Genomic DNA, 23,474 nt, shown 5'->3' with positions numbered 1-23,474 from the left:
GGTGGGCCCTGCCGGGATCGAACCGACGACATCCACGGTGTAAACGTGGCGCTCTACCAGCTGAGCTAAAGGCCCTGGTGCATCCAGTCTACAGACGACCCCGTGCGCGCTGATGTCGTGGAAGAGGGATAGGCTGAGGGCGGCACGCGTTGTGCACAGCCGACAAGGCTGCCCGCGTCGCTTCCCGTTTCATTGGCATGACCTGCCAGCTTGACGAAAGGCTCCCCGTGACTGTGCACGACCAGGATCCGTACTCCCAGGGCCCCCTCGACAGCGATCCGGAAGAGACGGGTGAGTGGCAGCAGTCGCTCGACGAGCTCGTCGACGCCAAGGGCCACGGGCGTGGCCGCGAGATCATGCTCAGCCTGCTCAAGCGCTCGAAGGAGCTGCATCTGGGCGTGCCGATGGTCCCGACCACCGACTACATCAACACCATCGCCGCCGAGAACGAGCCCGAGTTCCCCGGTGACGAAGAGATCGAGCGTCGCTACCGCGCCTGGATCCGCTGGAACGCGGCCATCACGGTGCATCGCGCACAGCGCCCCGGCATCGGCGTCGGCGGACACATCTCGACCTACGCCTCGTCGGCCGCGCTCTACGAGGTCGGCTTCAACCACTTCTTCAAGGGTGCCGACAACCCCGGTGGAGCAGACCAGATCTTCATCCAGGGTCACGCATCGCCCGGCACGTACGCGCGCTCCTTCCTCGAAGGGCGCCTGAGCGAAGACCAGCTCGACGGCTTCCGTCAGGAGAAGTCGCACGCGCCGCACGGTCTCCCGTCGTACCCGCACCCGCGTCTGATGCCGGAGTACTGGCAGTTCCCCACCGTCTCGATGGGTCTCGGCCCGATCAACGCCATCTACCAGGCGATGTCGAACAAGTACCTCGAGAACCGGGGTATCAAGGACACGTCGCAGTCGCACGTCTGGGCATTCCTGGGCGACGGCGAGATGGACGAGGTCGAGAGCCGCGGACAGCTGCAGGTGGCGGCCAACGAGGGACTCGACAACCTCACGTTCATCGTCAACTGCAACCTCCAGCGCCTCGACGGTCCGGTGCGCGGCAACGGCAAGATCGTGCAGGAGCTCGAGTCGTTCTTCCGCGGAGCGGGCTGGAACGTCATCAAGGTCGTCTGGGGTCGCGAGTGGGACGACCTGCTCGCCCGTGACACCGAGGGCGCGCTGCTGAACCTCATGAACGTCACCCCCGACGGCGACTACCAGACCTACAAGGCCGAGTCGGGCGCCTACGTGCGGGAGCACTTCTTCGGCCGCGACGAGCGCGCCGCAGCCCTCGTGAAGGACTACTCCGACGACGACATCTGGAACCTCAAGCGCGGTGGCCACGACTACCGCAAGGTCTACGCCGCGTTCAAGGCCGCGACCGAGCACAAGGGCAAGCCCACCGTCATCCTCGCGAAGACCGTCAAGGGCTACGGCCTGGGTCCGCACTTCGAGGGCCGCAACGCGACCCACCAGATGAAGAAGATGACTCTCGACAATCTGAAGACGTTCCGCGACGCGATGCACATCCCGATCACGGACGCGCAGCTCGAGGAGAACCCGTACCTGCCCCCGTACTACAACCCGGGCCCCCAGGACGAGACCATCCAGTACATGCTCGAGCGCCGTCAGGCTCTCGGCGGCTTCCTGCCGGAGCGGCGCTCGACGCACGTCGGGCTCTCGCTGCCCGACGACTCCGCCTACGCACTGCCGAAGAAGGGCTCGGGCACGCAGGAGATCGCCACGACCATGGCGTTCGTCCGTCTGCTGAAGGATCTGCTGCGCTCGAAGGACTTCGGGCACCGCATCGTCCCGATCATCCCCGACGAGGCGCGCACGTTCGGAATGGACGCGTACTTCCCTTCGGCGAAGATCTACAACCCGAACGGCCAGCACTACACCTCGGTCGACCGTGAGCTCCTCCTCGCCTACAAGGAGAGCCCGCAGGGCCAGATCGTGCACGTCGGCATCAACGAGGCCGGTGCTCTCGCGGCGTTCACGGCAGCCGGCACGTCGTACGCGACGCACGGCGAACCGCTGATCCCCGTCTACCTCTTCTACTCGATGTTCGGCTTCCAGCGCACGGGCGACGCGCAGTGGGCGGCCGGCGACCAGATGGCCCGCGGGTTCATCATGGGCGCGACCGCCGGGCGCACCACCCTCACGGGTGAGGGCCTGCAGCACGCCGACGGTCACTCGCATCTGCTCGCCTCCACCAACCCGGCGACGATCTCCTACGACCCGGCCTACGGCTACGAGATCGCGCACATCATGCGCTCGGGCATCGAGCGCATGTACGGCGGCGCGCATGAAGATCCGAACGTCATGTACTACATCACGCTCTACAACGAGCCGATGGTCATGCCCGCGGAGCCCGAGAACGTGGACGTCGACGGCATCGTCCGCGGAATCCACCGCGTCTCGGTCGGCGAGGGAGACGGTCCCCGTGCTCAGCTCTTCGCTTCGGGTGTCGGCCTGCCCTGGGCTCTCGAGGCTCAGGAGCTGCTGAAGAACGACTGGGGTGTGATCGCCGACGTCTGGTCGGTGACCTCCTGGACCGAGCTGCGCCGCGACGGCCTCGCCGCCGACGAGCACAACTTCCTGCACCCCGAGGAAGAGCCCCGTACCGCGTACCTCACGCAGAAGCTGCAGGGCGCCGAGGGCCCGGTCGTCGCGGTGAGCGACTACATGCACGCCGTGCAGGACCAGATCCGGCCGTGGGTTCCGCAGCGTTTCGCGACGCTCGGCGCGGATGGCTTCGGATTCTCCGACACGCGTGCGGCGGCCCGTCGCTTCTTCAAGATCGACGGCCCGTCCATCGTCGTTCGCACGCTGCAGTCGCTCGCGGAGGACGGGGCCGTCGACCGCTCTCTCGCCGCGCAGGCCATCCAGAAGTACAGCCTGCACGATGTGAACGCCGGCACCAGCGGCAACGCGGGCGGCGAAAGCTGAGTCATCGGTGACGGGTTCCTCTTCGCGCGGCATGGACAAGTCCGCCACGCTCACCTGGTTGCGCCGCATCTCCGGCGACATCGCCTCGGTGACGATCAAGCGCCTCGAGGACACCCTCCCCTGGTATGCCGATATGCCACCAGCCCGCCGTTCCGCGGTCGGGCTGGTGGCTCAGGCCGGCATCACCTCCTTCATCCAGTGGTACGAGGATCCGACGTCGACTCCCTGGATCGCCGCGGACATCTTCGCCGCAGCGCCCCGTGAGCTCCTGCGCAGCGTCAGCCTGCAGCAGACGCTGCAGCTGATCCGCGTGACCGTCGAGGTGACGGAAGAGCGGGTCGCGGGCAGAGGTGCCGATCTCCGCGAAGCGATCCTGCTCTATTCGCGCGATGTCGCCTTCGCCGCCGCGGACGTCTACGCCCGGGCGGCCGAGGCGCGGGGCCTCTGGGACGCACGTCTCGAAGCCCTCGTCGTCGACTCGATTCTCACCGGCGAGGCCGACGAAGAGCTGCCGAGCCGGATCGCGGCCCTCGGGTGGCACGGCCACGGCGAGGTCGCGGTTCTCGTCGGCACGACTCCCCCGCAGTTCGACGTCGATCTGGTGCGCCGAACCGCACGCAAGCTCGCCGTCGACGTGCTCATCGGCGTTCAGGGATCACGACTCGTGCTCGTGATCGGCAGGGCACGGGTGGCCGGCCAGGAGCCGGCCGAGGGCGAAGAGGAAGAGCTCGGCTTCGAAGAGATCGCTTCACGGCTCGAGCCCTCCTTCGGTCCCGGATACGTCGTGCTGGGCCCCGCAGTGGCGGCGCTCGTCGACGCGAGCCAGAGTGCACGCGCAGCCCTCGCCGGATTCGCGGTCGCGCGCGCGTGGCGTGCAGCCCCGCGCCCCGTAGATGCCGACGATCTCCTCCCAGAGCGCGCTCTGGCCGGCGATCCCCTCGCGAAGCAGACACTCGTCGAGCGGATCTATCGGCCGCTCCAGACACACTCCACCGACCTCGTGACGACCCTGTGGAGCTATCTCGACAACGGACGCTCTCTCGAGGCGACCGCACGAGAGCTGTTCGTGCATCCGAACACCGTGCGCTATCGACTCAAGCGCGTCAGCGAGGTGATCGGGTGGGATGCCACCGGTCCCCGCGAGGCACTCATCCTGCAGACGGCTCTGATCCTCGGGTCGATCGGAGCCGCCGAGCAGGTCCGCAGGCGACCGCCCCTGCGGCGCACGACACGCTGAACCCGGCGCAGACCCCCGTCTGCTGTACGCCACACACAAGGGATCTTCCGAATCTTGTGATGGATCATCCACCACTTCGGCCCGATCGTTGGCAGACTGGGGATGTGATTGTCGTCGTGTGCCCGGGACAGGGCTCCCAAACCCCCGGTTTCCTCTCTCCCTGGCTCGAGTTGGAGGGCGTCTCCGATACCATCGCCGGCTACTCCGAGGCCGCTGAGGTCGACCTTCGGCAGCACGGCACGCTGTCCGACGCCGACACGATCCGCGACACGCGCATCGCGCAGCCGCTGATCGTCGCGGCTTCGCTCATCGCCGGCGCCGCGCTCGCAGCGCGCGCAGGGCGTCGCGCAGACGGCGTCGCCGGGCACTCGGTCGGCGAGATCGCGGCGCTCGTGAGCGCCGGAGTGATCGACGCCGAGACCGGGATGCGTCTCGTGGGCATCCGCGGCCGCGCGATGGCGGATGCTGCAGCGCAGACCCCGACCGGAATGAGCGCAGTCATCGGCGGCGACGAGCAGGCCGTCCTCTCGCGTCTCAGCGAACTGGGGCTGTCTCCCGCGAACTACAACGGCGGCGGCCAGCTCGTCGTCGCCGGCGAGCTCGCGGGTCTCGACGCCCTCGCGACCGAACCCGTCAAGGGCACGCGCGTGATCCCCCTGCAGGTGGCCGGCGCGTTCCACACCTCGTTCATGGAGCCGGCGGTCGCCGCGCTGCGTGACGCCGTGTCGACCGTCTCTCCCGCAGACCCGGAGATCACGCTGTGGACCAATCGCGACGGCTCGGTCGTGAGCGACGGCTCGCAGGCGCTGACCTATCTCGTCGACCAGGTCTCGTCCCCCGTGCGCTGGGACCTGTGCATGGCATCCTTCGCCGACCGCGGCATCACCGGTCTGATCGAGTTGGCTCCCGCCGGAGCGCTGACCGGTCTCGCCAAGCGCGGCCTCCGGGGCGTGCCGACCGTCGCCGTGAAGACCCCCGATGATCTCGACGCAGCCGTGGCGCTGCTGAACGGAGAAGCCGCATGAGCCCGACCCTGAACCAGATCACCGGCCCCGCATACACCCGCATCTACTCGTATGGTGCGGCGCGCGGCGAGAACGCCGTGCCGAACGATGACCTCATCGGCCCGATCGACTCCAGCGACGAGTGGATCCGCCAGCGCACGGGCATCGTGACCCGTGTTCGCGCGGACAAGGGCACCGACGCGATCGGCCTCGCCACGACCGCCGCTGCCGAGGCGATCGAGAAGTCCGGCATCCCCGCCGACCAGGTCGATCTCGTGATCGTGGCGACCATCAGCAACCCCAAGCAGTCGCCGTCGGTATCGGCCATCGTCGCCGACCGAGTGGGAGCCAACCCCGCGGCGGCCTATGACATCAACGCGGCCTGCGCCGGGTACGCCTATGCGGTCACCCAGGCCGACGCGCTGATCCGCTCGGGAGCGGCTCGCTATGCGCTCGTCATCGGCACCGAGAAGCTCTCGGACATCGTCGACCCCGCCGACCGCAGCATCTCGTTCCTGCTCGGCGACGGCGCGGGCGCCGCTCTGATCGGCCCGAGCGACACGCCGGGAATCGCTCCGGCTGTCTGGGGCTCCGACGGTTCCAAGGCCGACGCCGTCGGGATGAACGGCACCCTCACGCAGTTCCGCGACGGCGAGGTGCCGTGGCCGACGCTCCGCCAGGAAGGACCGACGGTGTTCCGCTGGGCCGTCTGGGAGATGGCGAAGGTCGCCCGCGAGGCGCTCGACAAGGCCGGCGTCGAGCCGACCGACATCGCGGCATTCATCCCGCACCAGGCGAACATGCGCATCATCGACGAGTTCGCCAAGCAGCTCAAGCTGCCCGAGACGACCGTGATCGCTCGTGACATCGAGACGACCGGCAACACGTCTGCCGCGTCCATCCCGCTCGCGAGCCACCGTCTGATGGCCGAGCACCCGGAGCTGTCGGGCGGTCTCGCGCTGCAGATCGGCTTCGGAGCCGGCCTCGTGTTCGCCGCTCAGGTCGTCGTCCTCCCCTGACAAGGCGCCGACTTTCCCTAGACTGTTCCACGGTTCCGAATACAACCCGTAAGAAAGAGGAAGACCACATGGCTTTCACCAACGATGAGGTCCTCGCTGGCCTCGCAGAGCTGATCACCGACGAGACCGGCATCAACGCCTCCGAGGTCGCCCTCGAGAAGTCGTTCACCGACGACCTCGACATCGACTCGATCTCGATGATGACGATCGTCGTCAACGCCGAGGAGAAGTTCGGCGTGACCATCCCCGATGACGAGGTCAAGAACCTCAAGACCGTCGGCGACGCCGTCAACTTCATCGTCGCAGGCCAGGAGTAATCCACGCAGGATGCCACCCCCGCACTCGCGGGGCGTGGCATCCGGCTTGCCCGCCTTCCGCTCGACCCGCCTGACAAGGAACCACACATGACCAAGCGCATCGTCGTCACCGGCATCGGCGCCACGTCCGCCATCGGCGGGACAGCTCCCGAGAACTGGACCAACCTCCTCGCAGGCGTGTCCGGCACTCGCACCCTCGAGCACGACTGGGTGCAGCAGTACGAACTCCCCGTGACCTTCGCCGCCGAGGCGATCGTCCGCCCCGAAGAGGTCCTCCCCCGCCACGAGGCGAAGCGACTCGACCCGTCGTCGCAGTTCGCCCTCATCGCGGCTCGCGAAGCCTGGGCCGACGCAGGGTCGCCCGAGGTCGCGCCGGAACGGCTCGGGGTCGACTTCGCGACCGGGATCGGCGGCCTCTGGACTCTTCTCGACGCGTGGGACACCCTGCGCGAGAAGGGCCCCCGACGCGTGATGCCGCTGACCGTTCCGATGCTCATGCCCAACGCCGCGGCCGGCAACCTGTCTCTGCAGTTCCAGGCTCGCGCGTACGCGCAGACCGTCGTGAGCGCGTGCGCGTCCAGCACCGAGTCGATCATCCACGCCTTCCACCACCTGCAGGACGGTCTCGCCGACGTCGTGATCGCCGGTGGTACCGAATCGGCCATCCATCCGATCACCATGGCCTCGTTCGCTTCGGCTCAGGCGCTGTCGCGCCGCAACGACGACCCCGCCACCGCCTCGCGCCCCGGCGCCATCGACCGGGACGGCTTCGTCATGGGCGAGGGCGCAGCCGCGCTGATCCTCGAGACCGAGGACCATGCGAAGGCACGCGGCGCCAAGATCTACGGCTACGTCCTGGGCGGCGGCGTCACCGCCGACGCGTACCACATCACGGGAAACGACCCCGAGGGCAACGGTGCGGCGCGCGCCGTCACACAGGCTCTCGAGGAGGCCGGCATCACCGCCGACCAGGTCGCGCACATCAATGCGCACGCGACGTCGACTCCGGTCGGCGATCCCAACGAGTACGTCGCACTCAAGAAGGTGTTCGGCGACCGGATCGACGAGATCCCGGTATCCGCCACCAAGGCGTCGACGGGCCACCTGCTCGGCGGCACCGGAGCGCTCGAAGCGATCTTCTCGCTGCTCGCGCTCCGCGACCGGGTCGCGCCGCCGACGATCAACATGACGGAGCCGGACCCCGCGGTGCCGTTCCGCCTCTCCGGCGAGGCACAGCCCCTGGGAGACGGACAGCTCTACGCGATCAGCAACTCGTTCGGCTTCGGCGGCCACAACGCCGTCGCCGTGTTCGCGAGCGCCGACTGACGCAGGGCGATACGAAGAGCGGCCCTCGGGATTCCCGAGGGCCGCTCTCGTCTGTGCGCGGGTCTAGTGCGCGGTCGACCGCGACAGCTGCTGTGATCTCGCTGCGCGCACACGAGTGGTCCACGGCAGGAACCAGCCGATGAGCGGCCCCACGCCGAAGGCGAAGAGCACGGTGCCGACGCCCACCGGCCCGCCGAGCAGGAAGCCGACCAGCAGGACGCTCCCCTCGATGAGCGTCCGCACGAGCCAGACGGGCCATCCCGTGCGCCCCACGAGTCCTGTCATCAGGCCGTCTCTCGGGCCGGGACCGAAGTCCGCCGCGATGTAGAGCCCGGTGGCGAATGCGAGCAGCACCAGCCCCGCCACGAACATCGGGGCTCCCACCCAGACGGACGGCGGTGCCGGGATGACGGCGAGGGCCAGATCGGCACTGGGTCCGACGAGCAGCGCGTTGAGCAGGGTGCCGAGGCCGACACGCTGCCGCAGGGGGATCCACAGCAGCAGCACGAGCACCGACACCAGCACGGTGACCACACCGTATCCGATGCCCGTCTGCCCGGAGACGCCCAGGGCGAGCACGTCCCACGGCGCGACACCGATCCCGCCGCGCACCATGAGCCCCAGGGCGACCCCGTAGAGGAACAGTCCGACGAGCAGCTGCGCGATGCGCTCGACGACGTCCTTACGACTGGTGGCGCGGATCGGGAGAAAGACGGAACGCAGCTGCATCCCTCCATGCTGGCCCAGTCGTGCAGCGGATCCACGAGACCACTCGCCGAGAAGTGGCCTGTATTCTTCAGGCCACTTTGCGGCATGCTGGACTCATGACCTCACGGCTCGTCCAGCAACTCGGCGTCCACAACGTCGCCGGCGCCACGGCCAAAGCCCTCGCCGAGCATGTCCGCGCGCTGATCCTCGACGGCCGACTCACGGTGGGTGAGCGGCTGCCGAGCGAGCGATCGCTCGCACTCGAGCTGCGACGCTCACGCTCCACGACGACCCGCGTCTACGACCTCCTCGAGAGCGACGGCTACGTCTCGCGCCGTCACGGCGGCGGCACCCGTGTCACGCTGCCGCACACCGCGTCCTCGGCCGAGAGCGCACCCGACGAGTCCGCGATCGATCTGTCGATCGCGTCGATGGATTCGACGCCCGGCCTCTACGACGCGACGGTACGATCACTGCCGCGACTGGCTGCCCTGCGCGGCACGAGCGGATACTCTCTGCGGGGCCTTCCCGAGCTGCGAGAGGCCGTCGCCCGGCGCTTCACGGAGCGTGGCCTCCCGACGCATGCCGACGAGATCATGATCACATCGGGCGCTCTCAACGCCGTCAACCTCGTGCTCGCCGCCATCGGCCGTCGAGGGGAGCGCGCGCTCGTCGAGCAGCCCACATTCCCGCACGCGCTCGAGGCGCTCCATCGCCACGGGTACCGGCCGCTGCCGACCCCGGTGGACGTGACCGGATGGGATGAACGCCACCTCACCGACACGCTGCTGCACGGGCGCCCGCACGTGGCGTACCTCATCCCCGACTTCCACAATCCCACCGGCGCCACACTCTCAGACGCCGCGCGCTCACGGATCGCAGCCACTGCCCGCAGCGTCGGCACACACCTGATCGTCGATGAGACGACCGCGGAGCTCGACATCGATCGCGGCTGGGCTCCCCTCCCGTTCGGGGCGTTCAGCCCGCAGATCATCACGGTGGGCTCGATGTCGAAGATCGCCTGGGGAGGCATGCGCATCGGCTGGATCCGGGCCGAGCGCTCGGTGATGACCCGCCTGCTCGCCGCCCGCCCGTCGTTCGAGCTCGGCACGGCGCTGCTCGAGCAGTGCATCGCCGTCGAGTTGCTGCAGGACATGCCGGCACTCACCGCACACGTCGCGTCCCGCCTTCATGCAGGTCGCCACGCCGTGGCAGCGGGACTCGCGTCGTTCGAGACGATCTCCATGCCCCGCACGAGCGGCGGGCTCTCCGTCTGGCTCGATCTGGGCTCCCCCGTATCGACCGCACTGTCTCTGGCCGCACGCGATCATGGGCTGATCCTCCCTCCGGGGCCGCGGTTCTCCACGGGCGGCGTGCTGGAGAGGCGCCTGCGACTCCCGATCACCCTGCCACCGGAGCGCACCGCCGATGCGATGGCCCGCCTGCGTCTCGCCTGGGACGACATCGTGACCGGAGGTTCCGCGGCCGGCGCCGAGATGCCGCGCTCGGCCGTCATCTGACAGACGAAGACCCCGCCCCTGTCATCAGGGGCGGGGTCTTCGTCATGCGTGGAACGGGGATTCACCTTCTCAGCGTCCGGGATCGCTCACCGGCATCCGATACTCGCGCCTTCCCGTTCCAGGTCTCTGGGGTCGTCTACCCGACCTTGTGCAGCCACACCACGCGCGCGTCGTCGCTCGCGTGCCGGAACGGCTCCAGCTCCTCGTCCCAGGCGGAGCCGAGGGCGATATCGAGCTCGCGCTGGAGTTCGCTCGCGCTGCCCGCCGCGATCTCCATGGCATAGCGGATGCGGTCCTCGCCGATCACGATGTTGCCTGCGGCATCCGTCTGTGCGTAGTGGATGCCGAGATCCGGGGTGTGCAGCCACCGTCCGCCGTCGCTGCGCGGCGTCGGATCCTCGGTGACCTCGAAGCGAAGATGCTCCCAGCCACGGATCGCGGTCGCGAGAGCGGCGCCTGTCCCTGCCGGACCGTCCCAGTAGAATTCGGCACGACGTGCGCCGTCGAGCACCGGCTGGTCGCTCCAGTCGAAGTTCACCGCACGACCGATAGCGCGTCCCACCGCCCATTCCAGGTGCGGGCAGAGCGCGCGAGGTGCGGAATGGATGAACACCACTCCGCGTGCGTAAGCCGTCGCCATGATCTCTCCGTTTCATCAGGTGCGTCTTCCCCAACGACCTGAAACAACGAGAACTGGCGTGAATATGCGGTTATGGGGCCATTCTCGCCCACACCGGGCGAAATAACAAGCATGTGATTCGGACGACGAAGGCCCCGGCCTCAGGGGCCGGGGCCTTCGGACCGCGAGCGGCCCTGGATCAGACGACGATCACGCCTCGCTCATGGCCTGCTTGACCTGCTGGCCCTTGGCTGCGTAGTACGCGGCGCGAGCAGCGTCACGGCGAGCCTGCTCCGCGTAGCCGGCCTCGAGGACCTCCTGCGGCACCTCGACGTTGGGAACGTCCTGCGTACCGTGGTACTTCTCGATGTAGGCGTCGAGCTCGGGGCCCGAGGTCCATGACGTGATGAGGCAGTAGCGGGGCTCGGTGCCGACGTGGGTCGCGGCGTGCCACAGACGCTGCGTGTCGACGATCAGCTGGGCGCCGGCCGGCAGCGCGATGCGGTACTCGATGCTGGGGTCGGTGCGGTTCTCGCGGAGGACGAAGAAGCTGTCCTTGTCATCGCTGAGGTTGAAGAATCCGCGCACGACCCAGCCGGTGCCGTCGGGGTTCAGACGGTTGTTGTCGTCCTGGTGGAGGTTGTACAGGCACTCTCCGTACGGGGTCGGCTGCAGCTCGATCACGCGGCAGCGGCCGACGTTGGCGCCGGGCTCCTGCGCACGGCGCGTCAGGTTCGGGGCCTTCGCGGTCTGCGAGTCGATCCACACGCCGTCCTTGTCGGTACGCGGCGGCTTGTGGTTCCAGAAGCCGTTGCACTCGATCTCACCCTTGGCGCTGGCGAGCGGCGCGAAGCGGGTGTCACCCGACGACTTCCAGTCGTTGTACTCGATGTCGAGCCACTCCTTGGGGTCGAGCTCCTGGTCGTAGCTGTCGAGCACGACGAAGCCCTTGTCTTCGAGCGCGGCGGACTTGATGTATCCCATGATCTGAACCAGATCCTTTCATCGGGGGCCAGCACGTTTTAACAGGCCCTGATAAGGCAAGCCTAACAGGGCACCTCTGGAGCGCCGCCGAGGGCCGCCGTGAATAAGCGAATAGACTGAATCGGGCGCCTGGCGACTCCCCGGCGTCGGGCGTTACGGGAGGACGAGACACCAGCATGAGCACTGCGACCAACGTCGAGGCGACAGCTGTCAACACGATCGAGTGGCTCGCAGAAGACTCCACGACCATCGTCGTGCCGGTGTATCAGCGCCAGTACCGGTGGGACATCGGCGGCTGCGAGCAGCTGCTCTCCGACGTCCGCGCCGTTGCGCGCGAAGACTCCTCGCACCGTCACTTCATCGGGTCGATCCTGTCCGCGGCGGATGACAGCGAGGCCGACACCGACCTCGTCCTGATCGACGGCCAGCAGCGCATCACGACGCTCATGCTTCTCGTCGCCGCCCTTCGGCACGCCGTGCAGGACACCTCGCCCGATCTCGTCGCAGAGCTCGACCGTGTGCTCGTGCGCCCCGACGACGCCTCGCGAACAAAGCTGCGCCCGCACGACGCCTGGGCCGAGCTCTACGAGTCCGTGATCCTCGCACGCGGCGACAACGCCGACCGCGAGTCGCGCTTCGACGACAACTACGCGTTCTTCCGCAGTCAGGTGCACGCTGACGAGGCGCCCCTGATCTGGCGCGGACTGAAGCAGCTCGAGCACGTGTCGATCACTCTCGGCGCCGATGCCAACGCGCAGCAGATCTTCGAGAGCCTCAACTCGACCGGCGAACCTCTGCGTGACCACGAGCTGATCCACAACTACATCCTGATGGGGCTGACGCACGGCGAGCAGCTCGACGTAGAGGCACGATTCTGGATGCCGATCGAACAGCTCACGGGTGAGACGATCGGTGCCTTCTGGCGTCATTTCCTCGTGATGACGACGGGACGAGAGGTCGCGGCCAACGGCGAGCACGGCGTGTACAGCGCGTTCCGGCGCTCGTTCCCCCGTGTGGACCTCGATCATCTCCGCGCCGGAGCCGAGGTCTGGAAGCACTACGCCGAGGTCTATGCGGTCCTGCTCGATCCCTCGCGGGAGCGGGATCCGGAGATCGCGCAGCAGCTGCGGTTCGTCAACACGTTCGGGCGCGCGTCGTACCCGCTCGTCATGAGCGTGTACAGCGACCATGCACGCGGGGACATCCATCGCGACGAACTCCTGGAGACGCTGGAGTGGATCCAGACGATGTATCTGCGCCGGACGCTGGTCAACCTTCCCAACGAGAGACTGGTCGCCCGACTGTGCCGGGCACGCGCGGACGGCAGAGATGCACTGGCTCGTGCATTCGCGCGCATCACGCCCTCGGACGAGCGGGTGAGCGCCGTCCTCAAGTACAGCGAGCTCCCGCATCCTGCTTACGTCCTCGGTCGACTCGAAGGTGTGGACGACACGAGTCGCTACGACGTGGAGCACATCGTCCCCACTGTTCCGAGCGACAGCTGGTCGGGCGACGGCATTCGCCCCTGGCTCGAATACACCGACGACGAGCGCAACGCCCATCGGGCGCTCGCACCGACGCTCGGCAACCTCACTCTGCTCGAGGAACACCTCGCCGAGCGCGTCTTCGGCGAGTCCTACGTGGTCAAGCGCGACCTCGCCTACTCGCGCAGCGCCGTAGCCGAGACGCGAGCGCTCGAGCACACTCCCGCGTGGGGCACCGCCGCGATCTCCGAGAGGACCATCCGGCTCACCTCCGACCTGCTGAGGATCTGGGCCCGCCCCGCGCTGCCCGAGATCGACGACGACGGGCTCACCCCCATCCTCGACGCCGTTCGCCGTCGCGGGTGGCCCGCGGGGTGGGAGCGCGAATTCGAGTACGTGGAGTATCGCGGGGAGCGCTGGGAGGTCTTCGACGTCAAGCACCTCTTCAACCGCGTCTTCCGACGCGCGTGGACCGATACGCGAGAAGCGGCGATCGCCTACTGCTCCAGACACGGCGGTCCGATCTACGAGGGGATGGCCTGGAAGGGCCAGTGGGATCAGCTCGACGAGACACACCACCTCTATATGGGGTGGGACTCGAACTACATGATGAACGCAGTGCAGGGCGTGCTCGACGAGGCGGACATCGCCTCCGAGGTCTTCGTCAAGTACTCCTACATCGGGAATGTGATGTGACATGACCACGAAGATCCGCCGCCTCCTCGATCTGACGGTCGAAGAGCACACTCTGACCGTGCCGCTCGTATGGGGAGACGAGGCCGACACCCGCACGATCGACATCTTCGCGCGCGTCGTGACGCGCGAAGGAGGAGAGCACCTCCCCTATCTGGTGTTCCTGCAGGGCGGTCCCGGGCACGAGGCACCGCGCCCCTTCCATGCCTCCTCCTCCCCCGCGTGGCTCGATGAGGCACTCGCGCACTATCGGGTCGTGTTGCTCGACCAGCGCGGCACCGGACTCTCGACGCCGGTCGGCGACCACGACCTCGAGCGAGGCGCTGCCGAGGTCGCCGAGTACCTCACGCATCTGCGCGCCGACGCGATCGTCCGCGACTGCGAAGCGATGCGCGAGCACCTCAGCGCCGAGACCTGGAGCGTGCTCGGTCAGTCCTTCGGCGGGTTCACGACGCTCGCCTATCTGTCGACCGACGCGGACTCGCTCGCCGACGTCTTCATCACGGGCGGACTCAGCACGGTGAACCGGCACCCCGACGAGGTCTACGCGCTCTGCTACGACAAGATGCGCGCCGCCTCCGAACGGTACTACCGCCGGTTCCCCGAGCACCGGGATGTGATGCGCCGGTTGGTCGACCGCGCGGATGCGGGAGAGATCGTGCTGCCTGACGGCGAGGTCGTCTCGCGGTCGCGGCTGCGGTCCGTGGGCTCTGCGCTGGGGACGAACGACGGATGGCAGACGCTGTGGTCGCTGCTCGAGCGCGATCCCGCGTCGAACGCGTTCCGCCACGACCTCATGCACGCGATGCCCTACGGCGGCCGCAACCCGCTGTACTTCGCGTTCCACGAGTCCAGCTACGCGAACGGCCACGCCACACGCTGGTCGGCGGAGCGCGTGGAGCCCCAGGACTTCCGTGATGACGTCACTCTGTTCACGGGTGAGCACATCCGCCGCGAATGGACCGAGACGGTGCCGGCCTTCCAGCCCTGGCGTGACGTCACGCTGGCGCTGGCCGACGTCGAATGGCCCCGGATCTACGACGAGGTGGCGATCGCCGCGTCTCGGGCGACGGGAGCCGCGGCCGTGTACGCGAACGATGTCTATGTCCCGATGGAGTTCTCACTCGAGACAGCGCGCCTGCTTCCCGGCGTCGAACTCTGGGTCACGAGCGAGCACGAGCACAACGGTCTGCGCTCGGGACCCGTGCTGACCCACCTCATCGACCTCGCTCAGGGTCGACGCATCCGCTGAGCATCCTCCTGCAGGTGGATGTCGAGGCGAGGCGTTCCGCATAGTTTGGAGTCATGGCCGACGCTCTCGGGATTCTGCTGACGATCGCGATCCTCCTCATCGCCGCGACCGCGATCGTGGTGGTGATCGTCGCGGTCTACGCCCGGACCCCTCTCGAGAAGAAGTACGAGAGCGCAGGCGGCGGTCTGGGCGGATCATTCGACGCGGTGTGGATGCCGTCCGCTCACGAGGCGGGCGCAGAGCGCGATCGTCAGACTCAGCGCACCGCTCCCGCTCCGGCGCCTGGCGACCCGCTGGGCCGAATCGAGGGAGAGCGCATCGTCATCGACGTCTGACGCCTGCGAGCGTGCTGCTCTCGCGGTCCGCCCCGAGACGACGAAGGCCCCGTGTTCCGAGGAACACGGGGCCTTCGATCGCGGGGATCGTTACTTGGTCGATCCGCCGAAGCCCTTGAAGCGCTGGTTGAACTTCTCGACACGACCGGCCGAGTCCATGATGCGCTGCTTGCCCGTGTAGAACGGGTGCGAAGCGGACGAGATCTCGACGTCGATCACGGGGTACTCCGTGCCGTCCAGCTCGATGGTCTTGTCGCTCGTGACGGTCGAACGGGTGAGGAACGTCTCTCCCGAACCGAGGTCGCGGAACACGACTGCCTTGTACTCGGGGTGAATGTCAGTCTTCATGGGATTCCTTAGTTGCTGCCCTGGATTGTGCCAGGGACGAGGGAAGTCTGCGGTGCAGAATGCACCAAGGGTCGATTCTACCAGTAGTTCAGCTGCAGCGAGAACCGGATCAGGAGGCGGCCCGGGCGGCGTAACGTCCGTCTTCCCGGGTGAGGGTGATCGGCATGCCGAAGGTCTCGCTCAGGGTCTCGGCGGTGAGCGACTGCTCCACAGGGCCGGCTGCGACGATGCGCCCCTCCCTCATCAGCAGCACGTGCGTGAAGCCGACCGGGATCTCCTCCACGTGATGCGTGACCATCAGCATCGCCGGAGTCGTGGGCGACGACGCGTAGCCGCTCAGCAGCGCGAGCAGCTCTTCGCGGGAACCGAGGTCCAGCGAGGCGGTCGGCTCGTCGAGCAGCAGGAGCTCCGGGTCGGTCATCACGGCGCGGGCGATCTGGACGCGCTTCTGCTCGCCGTCGCTGAGCGTGCCGAAGGTGCGGTCGGCGAGATGGTCGAGGCGCCAGTCGCCGAGCACTCGCAGAGCACGACGCTCATCGATGTCCTCGTAGCTCTCGTTCCAGCGACCGAGGACCGAGTACGCAGCGGTGAGCACGGTGTTGAGCACCGTCTCGTCGCGGGGCACGCGCTTCGCCATCGCCGAAGACGCGAACCCGATGCGCGGACGCACCTCGAAGACATCCGTGCGACCGAGGGTCTCCCCCAGGACCGTGACGGTTCCCGAGGTGGGATGCATCAGCGTGTCGGCCAGCTGGAGGAGCGTCGTCTTGCCCGCACCGTTGGGGCCGAGGATCACCCACCGCTGATCGTCGTCGACCTGCCAGGTCACGTGATCGATGATGTTGCGCCCCTCGCGGCGCACGACGACGTCGGTGAATTCCAGAGCGCTCGACATGCTCTCCAGCCTATCGGCTCACGCGGTGAGCTCCGCGTACAGCGCGCGCGTGGTGTCGGCGATCGCACCCCAGCTGAACTCCTCGCGCGCCCTCTCGCGGCCCGCCTCGCCGTACTCACGAGCGCGCTCCGGATCGGATGTCACCTCGGTCAGCACGCTCGCGAGGTCGGAGACGTAGCGCTCGGGGTCGACCGGTGTCCCCGTGCCGTCCTGGAGCTGCTCGATCGGCACCAGTCGCCCGGTCACGCCGTCGTCGACGACCTCGGGGATCCCGCCGGTCGCGGTGCCGACCACCGCGGCGCCGCACGCCATGGCTTCGAGGTTCACGATGCCGAGCGGCTCGTACACCGAGGGGCAGACGAAAGTGGTCGCCGCGGTGAGGATCGCCGAGAGTTCGTCCCGCGGCAGCATCCGATCGATCCAGATCACTCCCTCACGGGTCTGCTGCAGCAGCTTCACGCCCTCCTGCACCTCGGCCATGATCTCCGGCGTGTCCGGCGCTCCCGCGCAGAGGATCAGCTGCACCTCGGGCGGCAGCAGTCGTGCGGCCTGGAGCAGGTAGGGCAGACCCTTCTGACGGGTGATGCGCCCCACGAACACGACCGACGGACGAGTCGGGTCCATCCCGACGGATTCGAGGAAGGCGGGGTTCTGCACGGGACGCCAGCGCTCCACGTCGATGCCGTTGTGGATCACGCGGACCTTCGCCGGGTCGACGGCGGGATAGCTGCGCAGGATGTCGGCCCGCATGCCGGCGCTGACCGCGATGACCGCGGCCGCGTTCTCGTACGCGAGCTTCTCGATGCCGCTCGACACCGCGTACCCCCCGCCGAGCTGTTCCGCCTTCCACGGACGCAGCGGCTCGAGGCTGTGCGCGGTGAGCACATGCGGGATGCCGTGCAGCTGCGAGGCGAGGTGCCCGGCGAAGTTGGCGTACCACGTGTGGCTGTGCACGACATCGGCCTCGGAGATGGCCGCGACGATCTCGAGGTCGGTGCCCAGGGTCTGCAGCGCGGGGTTCGCCGAGCCGAGCTCCGAAGGGGTGCGGTAGGCGAACGTCCCCTCCTCATCGCGCGGGGAACCGAAGGCCCTCACCTGTACATCGATATTCTTCCGCAGGGCCGTGACGAGCTCTGCGACGTGCACACCGGCACCTCCGTAGATCTCCGGCGGGTATTCCTTCGTGATCATCTCGACGCGCATGTCTAGACGGTAGTGACTCAGTTGTCCAGATGCTAGTTCGCCGAGCCGAATCGCCTCTATGGTTGGTGCATGTCCGCACCAAAGAAGATCTTCGGCATCATCCTCGCCGGCGGCGAGGGAAAGCGTCTTATGCCCCTCACGGGCGACAGGGCGAAACCTGCAGTGCCGTTCGGCGGACAGTACCGATTGATCGATTTCGCGATCTCGAACCTCATCAACTCGGGTCTGCGCCAGATCGTCGTCCTCACTCAGTACAAGTCCCACAGCCTCGATCGCCACATCTCCCAGACCTGGCGCATGTCAGCCCTGCTCGACTCCTACGTCGCATCCGTGCCCGCGCAGCAGCGCCTCGGCAAGCGCTGGTTCTCCGGCTCCGCCGACGCGATCCTGCAGAGCCTCAATCTCATCAACGACGAGAAGCCCGACATCGTCGTGGTCATCGGCGCGGATCACGTGTATCGCATGGACTTCCGCCAGATGCTCGAGGCGCACATTGAGTCGGGAGCCAAGGCCACGGTCGCCGGCATCCGCCAGCCGCTCGCCATGGCGTCGCAGTTCGGCGTGATCGATGCCGACACGGAATCGGGACGCATCAAGCAGTTCCTCGAGAAGCCCACCGACATCGCGGGTCTCGAGGACTCGCCCCACGAGGTGCTCGCCTCGATGGGAAACTACATCTTCGACGCGGACGCTCTCATCGCCGCGGTCGAGGCCGACGGCGAGTCGCCGACCTCGGGACACGACATGGGCGGCGACATCGTGCCGTACTTCGTCGACCGCGGCGAGGCCGGGTACTACGACATGAAGCGCAACGACGTGCCGGGATCGTCCCCGCGCGACCGCTCGTACTGGCGCGACGTGGGCACGATCGACTCGTTCTTCGACGCCCACATGGACCTGATCTCGACACTGCCGATCTTCAACCTCTACAACATGGAATGGCCGATCCACTCGCAGGCGGTGAACTCGCCGCCCGCGAAGTTCGTCCGCGACTCGGTCGGGCGCATCGGCAATGCCATCGACTCGATCGTGTCGCTCGGGTCGGTGCTCTCCGGCACTCACCTGGAACGCAGCGTGGTCGGCCCCTGGACTCTCGCCGGGGGCGGCTCGACGATCACCGACTCCGTGGTCTTCGACGGCGTGCGGGTGGGCGCCGGATCCCGGGTGCATCGAGCCATCCTCGACAAGAACGTCGTCCTCGCGGACGGAGCGACCGTCGGCGTCGACCGCGAGCGAGATCTGGCGCGCGGCTTCACCGTGACGGATTCGGGCATCACGGTGGTCGGCAAGGGACTGTTCATCGAGCGATGACCGTGTCGCCGTGAGTCGCGACCTGCACAGCGGGGCGACTCACGGTCGATAGGCTCGGAGGCGTGACCGCTGCGCGCTTCCTCGTCGTCCTCGATGCCGATTCCACCCTCATCCGCAACGAGGTGATCGAACTGATCGCCGATGAGGTCGGGCGCGGAGAAGAGGTGCAGGCAGCGACCGAGGCCGCGATGCGCGGAGAGATCGACTTCGCCACGAGCCTGCGTTCACGTGTCGCCGCCCTCGAGGGCGTTCCCGTCTCGGGTCTCGCCCGTGTGCTCGCGCGCGTGGAGCCGACTCCCGGAGTGCACGCCCTCACAGCGGCGGTGCACGAGCGCGGTGGTGTCGTCGGTGTCGTGTCCGGCGGGTTCCATGAGATCCTCGACGACATCGCGCCGGGGCTCGGCGTGGATCGCTGGCGCGCGAATCGCCTCGAGGTGGCGGGCGGAGCGCTGGTCGGCCGAGTCGACGGGGACATCGTCGATGCCACGGCCAAGGCCGCGACGCTGCAGCAGTGGGCCGACGAGCTCGGCGTACTCCCTCACGCCACGATCGCGATCGGCGACGGGGCCAACGACCTGCAGATGATGGCGGTCGCCGGGCTCGGACTGGCGTTCAATGCGAAGCCCGCGGTGCGCGATGCGGCGAGCCTCGTGATCGGTCCGCAGGACCTCTCGGAGGTCATCCCACTGCTTCCCTAGCGGATGTCCGATGCCCCGTCTATCGTCGGCGCATGGACATCATCCTCATCCCCGGTCTCTGGCTCGACGCGTCCAGTTGGAGCGAGGTGACCGCCGAGCTCGAACGTGCAGGGCACACCGTGCATCCGCTCACCATGCCGGGCGTGGGCAGCCCCGCAGCCGAGTCCTCCGAGATCGGCATCGCCGAGTGGGTCGACGCGGCCGCCGCCGCGGTGGACGCGGTCGCCGGGCCGGTCGTCGTCGTCGGTCACAGCGGTGGCGGCAATGTCGCATGGGGCGTCGCGGATGCTCGCCCCGACCGCATCGCACGGGTCGTCCTCGTCGACACCGTGCCGCCGCCCTCGGGCTCCGGCATCAGCGAGTTCGAGGTGGTCGACGGCGTCGTCCCGTTCCCCGGGTGGGACTTCTTCCCTGCGGAAGATGTCGAGGACCTCGACGACGCGACCCGCGCACGTACTGCGCCGCTCACCCTGAGTGTGCCCGCGCGTGTTCCGACCGATGCGATCGAGCTCAGCCACGAGGCGCGTCATCAGGTGCCCGTGACCCTCCTCATGGGAGGGATGGATCGCGAGACGCTCGAGTCGGAGCTCGATCAGTGGGGGCCGTACGCCGACGAGTTCCGAGCCATTCAGGACGCCGAGGTCGTTCGCATCGGTTCCGGCCACTGGCCGCAGTTCTCGGTGCCGGGCAGGTTGGCGGAGCTGATCGACTCCGCCGTCACGCGCGGCTGAGATCACTCAGTCCGAATCGGGTCAGTGCCCCATCCCGAGGCCGCCGTCGACGGGAATGACGGCGCCGGAGATGTAACCGGCGTCGTCGCCTGCCAGCCACGTGACGACCCCTGCGACCTCGTCGGGCGTGGCGAAGCGCCCGGCAGGGATGTTGGACTTGTACTGCTTCTGAGTCTCCTCGGGAAGCTCGGCGGTCATGTCCGTCTCGATGAACCCGGGTGCGACCACGTTCGCGGTGATGCCTCGTCCACCGAGCTCGCGGGTCAACGACCGCGCGAATCCGACGAGTGCGCTCTTCGACGCGGAGTAGTTGACCTGACCGGCGGAGCCGTAGAGTCCCACGACGCTGGAGATCAGGATCACTCGCCCGAACCGAGCCCTCAACATGCCCTTCGATGCGCGCTTCACGACCCGGAAGGTACCGCCGAGGTTCGTGGCGACGACGCTGTCGAAGTCGTCCTCGCTCATGCGCAGGAGCAGAGTGTCCTTCGTGATGCCGGCATTGGCGACGACGATCTCGACCGGACCCAACTGCTGCTCCACCTCGGTGAAGGCGGCATCGAGTGCTGCCGCATCCGTGACATCGGCCCGCACGGTCAGCGTGCCCTCCGGACCTTCGCCCGTGCGCGCTGTCACCGCCACGCGATATCCGTCACGCACGAAGCGCTCCGCGATGGCCCGTCCGATGCCGCGGTTTCCCCCGGTGACGAGGACGACGCGCTGAGAACTCATTTCCACTCCCGATCCGGCCTGCGGGGTCTGCGGCCTGGTCGAGAACGATCCTACCGACGATGCCGCGGCCGGCTCCCGACGTTTGACACATACCCCCCGCCCTGAAACCCTGAGGGCGACGAAAGGCATCACCGTGAGCGACAGCACCAGCCCCATCCCGTCGTCCGGGACGCCGCCCGTCGCTCCTCAGCTCCCTACGGCGCCTCCGCCGCCTGCTTCGGCTTTTGTGGCACCGGACGACCAGCCGACCGTGCCTCTTGCTCCGCCGGTGACCTCTGAACCCACGCTCGCGTATCCGCCGTTCCAGACGTACTCGACGGTCGCACCGCGGCCGACCCACCCCGCGGCGCCGCACCCGTCGATGTACCCCGCCTACGGCGGTCAGTATGCGCCTGCGCCCCAGCCTTCGAGCGGGCTCGCCGTCACGTCGCTCGTCTGCGGGATCGCCGGCGTGCTCCTGTTCTGGCTGTTCGTTCCGTTGCTCGGATCGATCGCGGCGATCATCACCGGGCACCTGGCGATACGTCAGATCCGGATGACCCCCGGCCTGGGCGGCCGAGACATGGCGATCGCGGGCCTCGTCATGGGATACGTCATGGTGGCATTCGGGGTGCTCAGCATCGCCATCACGCTGTTCAGCATCCTGTTCGTCGGCGCCTTCACGCTGCCCTTCATCTTCGCGTCCTGAGACCGCTCGAACGGTGCCCCCTCCGAGCCGGGGCGGCGTAGGCTTGACTCATCGTGAAGAGCAAGCACCTGGTACCGGCTGTCACCTCCCTGCCGCAATCGCCGCAGGCCGAGGCAGACCACCGCGTGCGCCGCTATGCGCTGACCATGACGATCCGCATCGTGTGCTTCGCACTCATGATGTTCGTGCAGCCGTACGGCTGGTACACCTGGGTGTTCGCGGCCGCCGCAGCGGTGCTGCCGTACATCGCCGTGGTGTTCGCGAACGCGGGAAGCGACAGCACCGAGACGTCTGCGGAGTCGCCGCTGCAGGAGATCGAGGCGCCCGCAGCCGCGCCCGAGGAGCCGTCGTCATCACCATCGGATCCGCAGATCATCACGATCCGGGAGAGCGGCCGGGACGACGCGTGAGCGATCTGGAGTGCTCGCGCGCCGGATGCCGGAACGCGGCATCGGCTCAGGTCGTGTGGCGCAATCCGCGCATCCACGCGCCCGATCGTGAGAAGGTGTGGCTCGCGTGCGCGGAGCACGTCGTGTTCCTCCGTGACTACCTGGCGGCTCGCGACTTCCCCGTGACTGTGAAAGACGGTGTCCCTTCGTGAGCTCCCGCCTGACCCGCTGGTCGGTCTACGTCCTGATCGCGATCGCCTTCGCCGTCGGCTGTGCATTCCTGTCCCAGTGGCAGTTCGACCGCAACGAGTCGAGAGCCGAGCAGATCGAGCTGGTCGAGCAGAACTACGATGCCGACCCCGTTCCCCTGCGCGACCTGATCGGCGACGACGGAGAGCTCGCGGGTGACGACGTCTGGCACCCTGTGGTGCTCACCGGTGAATACCTGAGCGAGCAACAGCTGCTCGTGCGCAACCGCCCGCACGGCGGCACGAGCGCATTCGAAGTGCTGGTGCCGTTCCGAGACGCCGACGGACGGATCATGATCGTCGACCGTGGGTGGGTGCCACCGGGCGACGGCGAGGCGCCGGATGCCGTGCCTGCTCCCCCTGAGGGCGAGGTCGAGGTCATCGTCCGACTGCGACCGGGCGAACAGCTGCCGGCCTCAGGGCGCGGCGCGCCCGACGGGCAGGTCCCGACGATCAACCTTCCGTCGATCGCCGAGATCGTCGGTGGCGACGTCGTGACGAGCGCCTACGGTCAGATCGTCAGCGAGGACCCCGCACCCGAGGTCGCACTGGGCGGATTCGACTCCCCCACCGACGATCCGGGTCCCCATCTGTCATATGCGATCCAGTGGATCCTCTTCGCGCTCATGGGATTCATCTTCATCGGGTACATCATCCGCACCGAGATCACCAAGCACCGCGAAGACCTCGAAGGCGCCCCCGCCGAGGCGAAGCGCCCCCGTCGACGCGATCGCGACGCCGCTGTCGAGGACGAGCTGCTCGACGCCCGCTGATACGGC

At 67.8% G+C, this 23,474-nt stretch carries 24 protein-coding genes and 1 tRNA gene; 17 read left to right on the top strand and 8 right to left on the bottom strand.

The window, feature by feature from the left end:
• Positions 1-2 precede the first annotated feature (2 nt).
• Positions 3-75, bottom strand: a tRNA-Val gene (locus RWO82_RS06855).
• Between the two features lie 152 nt (positions 76-227).
• On the opposite strand from RWO82_RS06855, the gene aceE reads away from it, so the two are divergent.
• The 6 genes from aceE to RWO82_RS06825 all read left to right on the top strand — a co-directional run bounded on the left by aceE (position 228) and on the right by RWO82_RS06825 (position 7,857).
• Positions 228-2,954, top strand: a complete 2,727-nt coding sequence (gene aceE / locus RWO82_RS06850) for a pyruvate dehydrogenase (acetyl-transferring), homodimeric type (RefSeq protein WP_314425037.1) — start codon at positions 228-230, stop codon at positions 2,952-2,954.
• A gap of 31 nt (positions 2,955-2,985) precedes the next feature.
• Complete coding sequence (locus RWO82_RS06845; RefSeq protein ID WP_314425036.1) at positions 2,986-4,191, top strand: helix-turn-helix domain-containing protein; 1,206 nt, start codon at positions 2,986-2,988, stop codon at positions 4,189-4,191.
• A gap of 104 nt (positions 4,192-4,295) precedes the next feature.
• A complete protein-coding gene (locus RWO82_RS06840) occupies positions 4,296-5,216 on the top strand; it encodes an ACP S-malonyltransferase (RefSeq protein WP_314425035.1) in 921 nt (306 codons plus the stop codon).
• Positions 5,213-6,214, top strand: a complete 1,002-nt coding sequence (locus RWO82_RS06835) for a beta-ketoacyl-ACP synthase III (protein ID WP_314425033.1) — start codon at positions 5,213-5,215, stop codon at positions 6,212-6,214. The genes RWO82_RS06840 and RWO82_RS06835 overlap by 4 nt, the downstream gene beginning before the upstream one ends.
• A gap of 68 nt (positions 6,215-6,282) precedes the next feature.
• Entirely contained in the window at positions 6,283-6,531 is a 249-nt protein-coding gene (locus RWO82_RS06830; protein WP_017202249.1) for an acyl carrier protein, read from the top strand.
• 87 nt (positions 6,532-6,618) lie between these two features.
• Positions 6,619-7,857, top strand: coding sequence for a beta-ketoacyl-[acyl-carrier-protein] synthase family protein (locus RWO82_RS06825; RefSeq protein ID WP_314425027.1), 1,239 nt, complete (start codon positions 6,619-6,621; stop codon positions 7,855-7,857).
• A 63-nt stretch (positions 7,858-7,920) separates the two neighbouring features.
• Here the strand turns inward: RWO82_RS06825 and RWO82_RS06820 are convergent, their stop codons facing one another.
• On the bottom strand, positions 7,921-8,586 hold the full coding sequence (locus RWO82_RS06820; RefSeq protein ID WP_314425025.1) for a hypothetical protein: 666 nt from the start codon (positions 8,584-8,586) through the stop codon (positions 7,921-7,923).
• A gap of 95 nt (positions 8,587-8,681) precedes the next feature.
• Between RWO82_RS06820 and RWO82_RS06815 the strand changes: the two genes are divergently transcribed.
• Entirely contained in the window at positions 8,682-10,085 is a 1,404-nt protein-coding gene (locus tag RWO82_RS06815) for a PLP-dependent aminotransferase family protein (protein ID WP_314425023.1), read from the top strand.
• A gap of 136 nt (positions 10,086-10,221) precedes the next feature.
• Here the strand turns inward: RWO82_RS06815 and RWO82_RS06810 are convergent, their stop codons facing one another.
• Together RWO82_RS06810 and RWO82_RS06805 are read right to left on the bottom strand one after the other, a co-directional pair.
• Entirely contained in the window at positions 10,222-10,725 is a 504-nt protein-coding gene (locus tag RWO82_RS06810; RefSeq protein WP_314425021.1) for a DUF3145 domain-containing protein, read from the bottom strand.
• Positions 10,726-10,914: 189 nt separating this feature from the next.
• Complete coding sequence (locus RWO82_RS06805) at positions 10,915-11,688, bottom strand: hypothetical protein (protein ID WP_201469955.1); 774 nt, start codon at positions 11,686-11,688, stop codon at positions 10,915-10,917.
• A gap of 176 nt (positions 11,689-11,864) precedes the next feature.
• Between RWO82_RS06805 and RWO82_RS06800 the strand changes: the two genes are divergently transcribed.
• From RWO82_RS06800 to RWO82_RS06790, 3 genes are read left to right on the top strand one after another with little or no spacing between them, the layout of a single operon-like run.
• On the top strand, positions 11,865-13,868 hold the full coding sequence (locus RWO82_RS06800) for a DUF262 domain-containing protein (protein ID WP_314425018.1): 2,004 nt from the start codon (positions 11,865-11,867) through the stop codon (positions 13,866-13,868).
• Position 13,869: 1 nt separating this feature from the next.
• Positions 13,870-15,117, top strand: a complete 1,248-nt coding sequence (locus RWO82_RS06795; RefSeq protein WP_314425016.1) for an alpha/beta fold hydrolase — start codon at positions 13,870-13,872, stop codon at positions 15,115-15,117.
• 53 nt (positions 15,118-15,170) lie between these two features.
• Positions 15,171-15,452, top strand: coding sequence for a hypothetical protein (locus RWO82_RS06790; protein ID WP_314425014.1), 282 nt, complete (start codon positions 15,171-15,173; stop codon positions 15,450-15,452).
• Positions 15,453-15,542: 90 nt separating this feature from the next.
• On the opposite strand, the gene RWO82_RS06785 is transcribed toward RWO82_RS06790, so the two are convergent.
• From RWO82_RS06785 to glgA, 3 genes are all read right to left on the bottom strand, one after another.
• On the bottom strand, positions 15,543-15,800 hold the full coding sequence (locus RWO82_RS06785; RefSeq protein ID WP_314425011.1) for a type B 50S ribosomal protein L31: 258 nt from the start codon (positions 15,798-15,800) through the stop codon (positions 15,543-15,545).
• A gap of 109 nt (positions 15,801-15,909) precedes the next feature.
• Positions 15,910-16,695: an ABC transporter ATP-binding protein gene (locus RWO82_RS06780; protein WP_314425010.1), complete on the bottom strand. Its 786-nt coding sequence runs from the start codon at positions 16,693-16,695 to the stop codon at positions 15,910-15,912.
• 18 nt (positions 16,696-16,713) lie between these two features.
• Positions 16,714-17,898, bottom strand: coding sequence for a glycogen synthase (glgA, locus tag RWO82_RS06775; protein ID WP_314425009.1), 1,185 nt, complete (start codon positions 17,896-17,898; stop codon positions 16,714-16,716).
• Between the two features lie 69 nt (positions 17,899-17,967).
• Between glgA and glgC the strand changes: the two genes are divergently transcribed.
• The 3 genes from glgC (at position 17,968) to RWO82_RS06760 (ending at position 20,638) form a co-directional block, all read left to right on the top strand.
• Complete coding sequence (gene glgC / locus RWO82_RS06770; RefSeq protein ID WP_314425007.1) at positions 17,968-19,209, top strand: glucose-1-phosphate adenylyltransferase; 1,242 nt, start codon at positions 17,968-17,970, stop codon at positions 19,207-19,209.
• A gap of 62 nt (positions 19,210-19,271) precedes the next feature.
• Positions 19,272-19,907, top strand: a complete 636-nt coding sequence (gene serB, locus RWO82_RS06765) for a phosphoserine phosphatase SerB (RefSeq protein ID WP_314425005.1) — start codon at positions 19,272-19,274, stop codon at positions 19,905-19,907.
• Positions 19,908-19,939: 32 nt separating this feature from the next.
• Positions 19,940-20,638: an alpha/beta fold hydrolase gene (locus tag RWO82_RS06760; protein WP_314425003.1), complete on the top strand. Its 699-nt coding sequence runs from the start codon at positions 19,940-19,942 to the stop codon at positions 20,636-20,638.
• Positions 20,639-20,659: 21 nt separating this feature from the next.
• Here the strand turns inward: RWO82_RS06760 and RWO82_RS06755 are convergent, their stop codons facing one another.
• Positions 20,660-21,370, bottom strand: coding sequence for a beta-ketoacyl-ACP reductase (locus tag RWO82_RS06755; protein WP_314425001.1), 711 nt, complete (start codon positions 21,368-21,370; stop codon positions 20,660-20,662).
• Between the two features lie 268 nt (positions 21,371-21,638).
• Between RWO82_RS06755 and RWO82_RS06750 the strand changes: the two genes are divergently transcribed.
• From RWO82_RS06750 to RWO82_RS06735, 4 genes are read left to right on the top strand one after another with little or no spacing between them, the layout of a single operon-like run.
• A complete protein-coding gene (locus tag RWO82_RS06750; protein ID WP_314424999.1) occupies positions 21,639-22,058 on the top strand; it encodes a DUF4190 domain-containing protein in 420 nt (139 codons plus the stop codon).
• A gap of 53 nt (positions 22,059-22,111) precedes the next feature.
• Complete coding sequence (locus tag RWO82_RS06745) at positions 22,112-22,468, top strand: DUF3099 domain-containing protein (protein WP_314424997.1); 357 nt, start codon at positions 22,112-22,114, stop codon at positions 22,466-22,468.
• Positions 22,465-22,659, top strand: coding sequence for a hypothetical protein (locus tag RWO82_RS06740; protein WP_314424995.1), 195 nt, complete (start codon positions 22,465-22,467; stop codon positions 22,657-22,659). Before RWO82_RS06745 ends, RWO82_RS06740 begins: the two co-directional genes overlap by 4 nt.
• Complete coding sequence (locus RWO82_RS06735) at positions 22,656-23,468, top strand: SURF1 family protein (protein ID WP_314424994.1); 813 nt, start codon at positions 22,656-22,658, stop codon at positions 23,466-23,468. Before RWO82_RS06740 ends, RWO82_RS06735 begins: the two co-directional genes overlap by 4 nt.
• Positions 23,469-23,474: the final 6 nt, after the last annotated feature.

This window comes from uncultured Microbacterium sp. (assembly GCF_963521645.1).
Taxonomy (GTDB): domain Bacteria; phylum Actinomycetota; class Actinomycetes; order Actinomycetales; family Microbacteriaceae; genus Microbacterium.
This window is presented reverse-complemented; position numbering and strand designations above follow the sequence as displayed.

Bases quoted from the DNA above. Each gene is read 5' to 3' on its own strand.
- RWO82_RS06845 (WP_314425036.1), top strand. From the start codon at position 2,986: ATGGACAAGTCCGCCACGCTCACCTGGTTGCGCCGCATCTCCGGCGAC.
- RWO82_RS06835 (WP_314425033.1), top strand. From the start codon at position 5,213: ATGAGCCCGACCCTGAACCAGATCACCGGCCCCGCATACACCCGCATC.
- RWO82_RS06830 (WP_017202249.1), top strand. From the start codon at position 6,283: ATGGCTTTCACCAACGATGAGGTCCTCGCTGGCCTCGCAGAGCTGATC.
- RWO82_RS06825 (WP_314425027.1), top strand. From the start codon at position 6,619: ATGACCAAGCGCATCGTCGTCACCGGCATCGGCGCCACGTCCGCCATC.
- RWO82_RS06820 (WP_314425025.1), bottom strand. From the start codon at position 8,586: ATGCAGCTGCGTTCCGTCTTTCTCCCGATCCGCGCCACCAGTCGTAAG.
- RWO82_RS06815 (WP_314425023.1), top strand. From the start codon at position 8,682: ATGACCTCACGGCTCGTCCAGCAACTCGGCGTCCACAACGTCGCCGGC.
- RWO82_RS06810 (WP_314425021.1), bottom strand. From the start codon at position 10,725: ATGGCGACGGCTTACGCACGCGGAGTGGTGTTCATCCATTCCGCACCT.
- RWO82_RS06805 (WP_201469955.1), bottom strand. From the start codon at position 11,688: ATGGGATACATCAAGTCCGCCGCGCTCGAAGACAAGGGCTTCGTCGTG.
- RWO82_RS06800 (WP_314425018.1), top strand. From the start codon at position 11,865: ATGAGCACTGCGACCAACGTCGAGGCGACAGCTGTCAACACGATCGAG.
- RWO82_RS06795 (WP_314425016.1), top strand. From the start codon at position 13,870: ATGACCACGAAGATCCGCCGCCTCCTCGATCTGACGGTCGAAGAGCAC.
- RWO82_RS06790 (WP_314425014.1), top strand. From the start codon at position 15,171: ATGGCCGACGCTCTCGGGATTCTGCTGACGATCGCGATCCTCCTCATC.
- RWO82_RS06785 (WP_314425011.1), bottom strand. From the start codon at position 15,800: ATGAAGACTGACATTCACCCCGAGTACAAGGCAGTCGTGTTCCGCGAC.
- RWO82_RS06780 (WP_314425010.1), bottom strand. From the start codon at position 16,695: ATGTCGAGCGCTCTGGAATTCACCGACGTCGTCGTGCGCCGCGAGGGG.
- glgA (WP_314425009.1), bottom strand. From the start codon at position 17,898: ATGCGCGTCGAGATGATCACGAAGGAATACCCGCCGGAGATCTACGGA.
- glgC (WP_314425007.1), top strand. From the start codon at position 17,968: ATGTCCGCACCAAAGAAGATCTTCGGCATCATCCTCGCCGGCGGCGAG.
- RWO82_RS06760 (WP_314425003.1), top strand. From the start codon at position 19,940: ATGGACATCATCCTCATCCCCGGTCTCTGGCTCGACGCGTCCAGTTGG.
- RWO82_RS06755 (WP_314425001.1), bottom strand. From the start codon at position 21,370: ATGAGTTCTCAGCGCGTCGTCCTCGTCACCGGGGGAAACCGCGGCATC.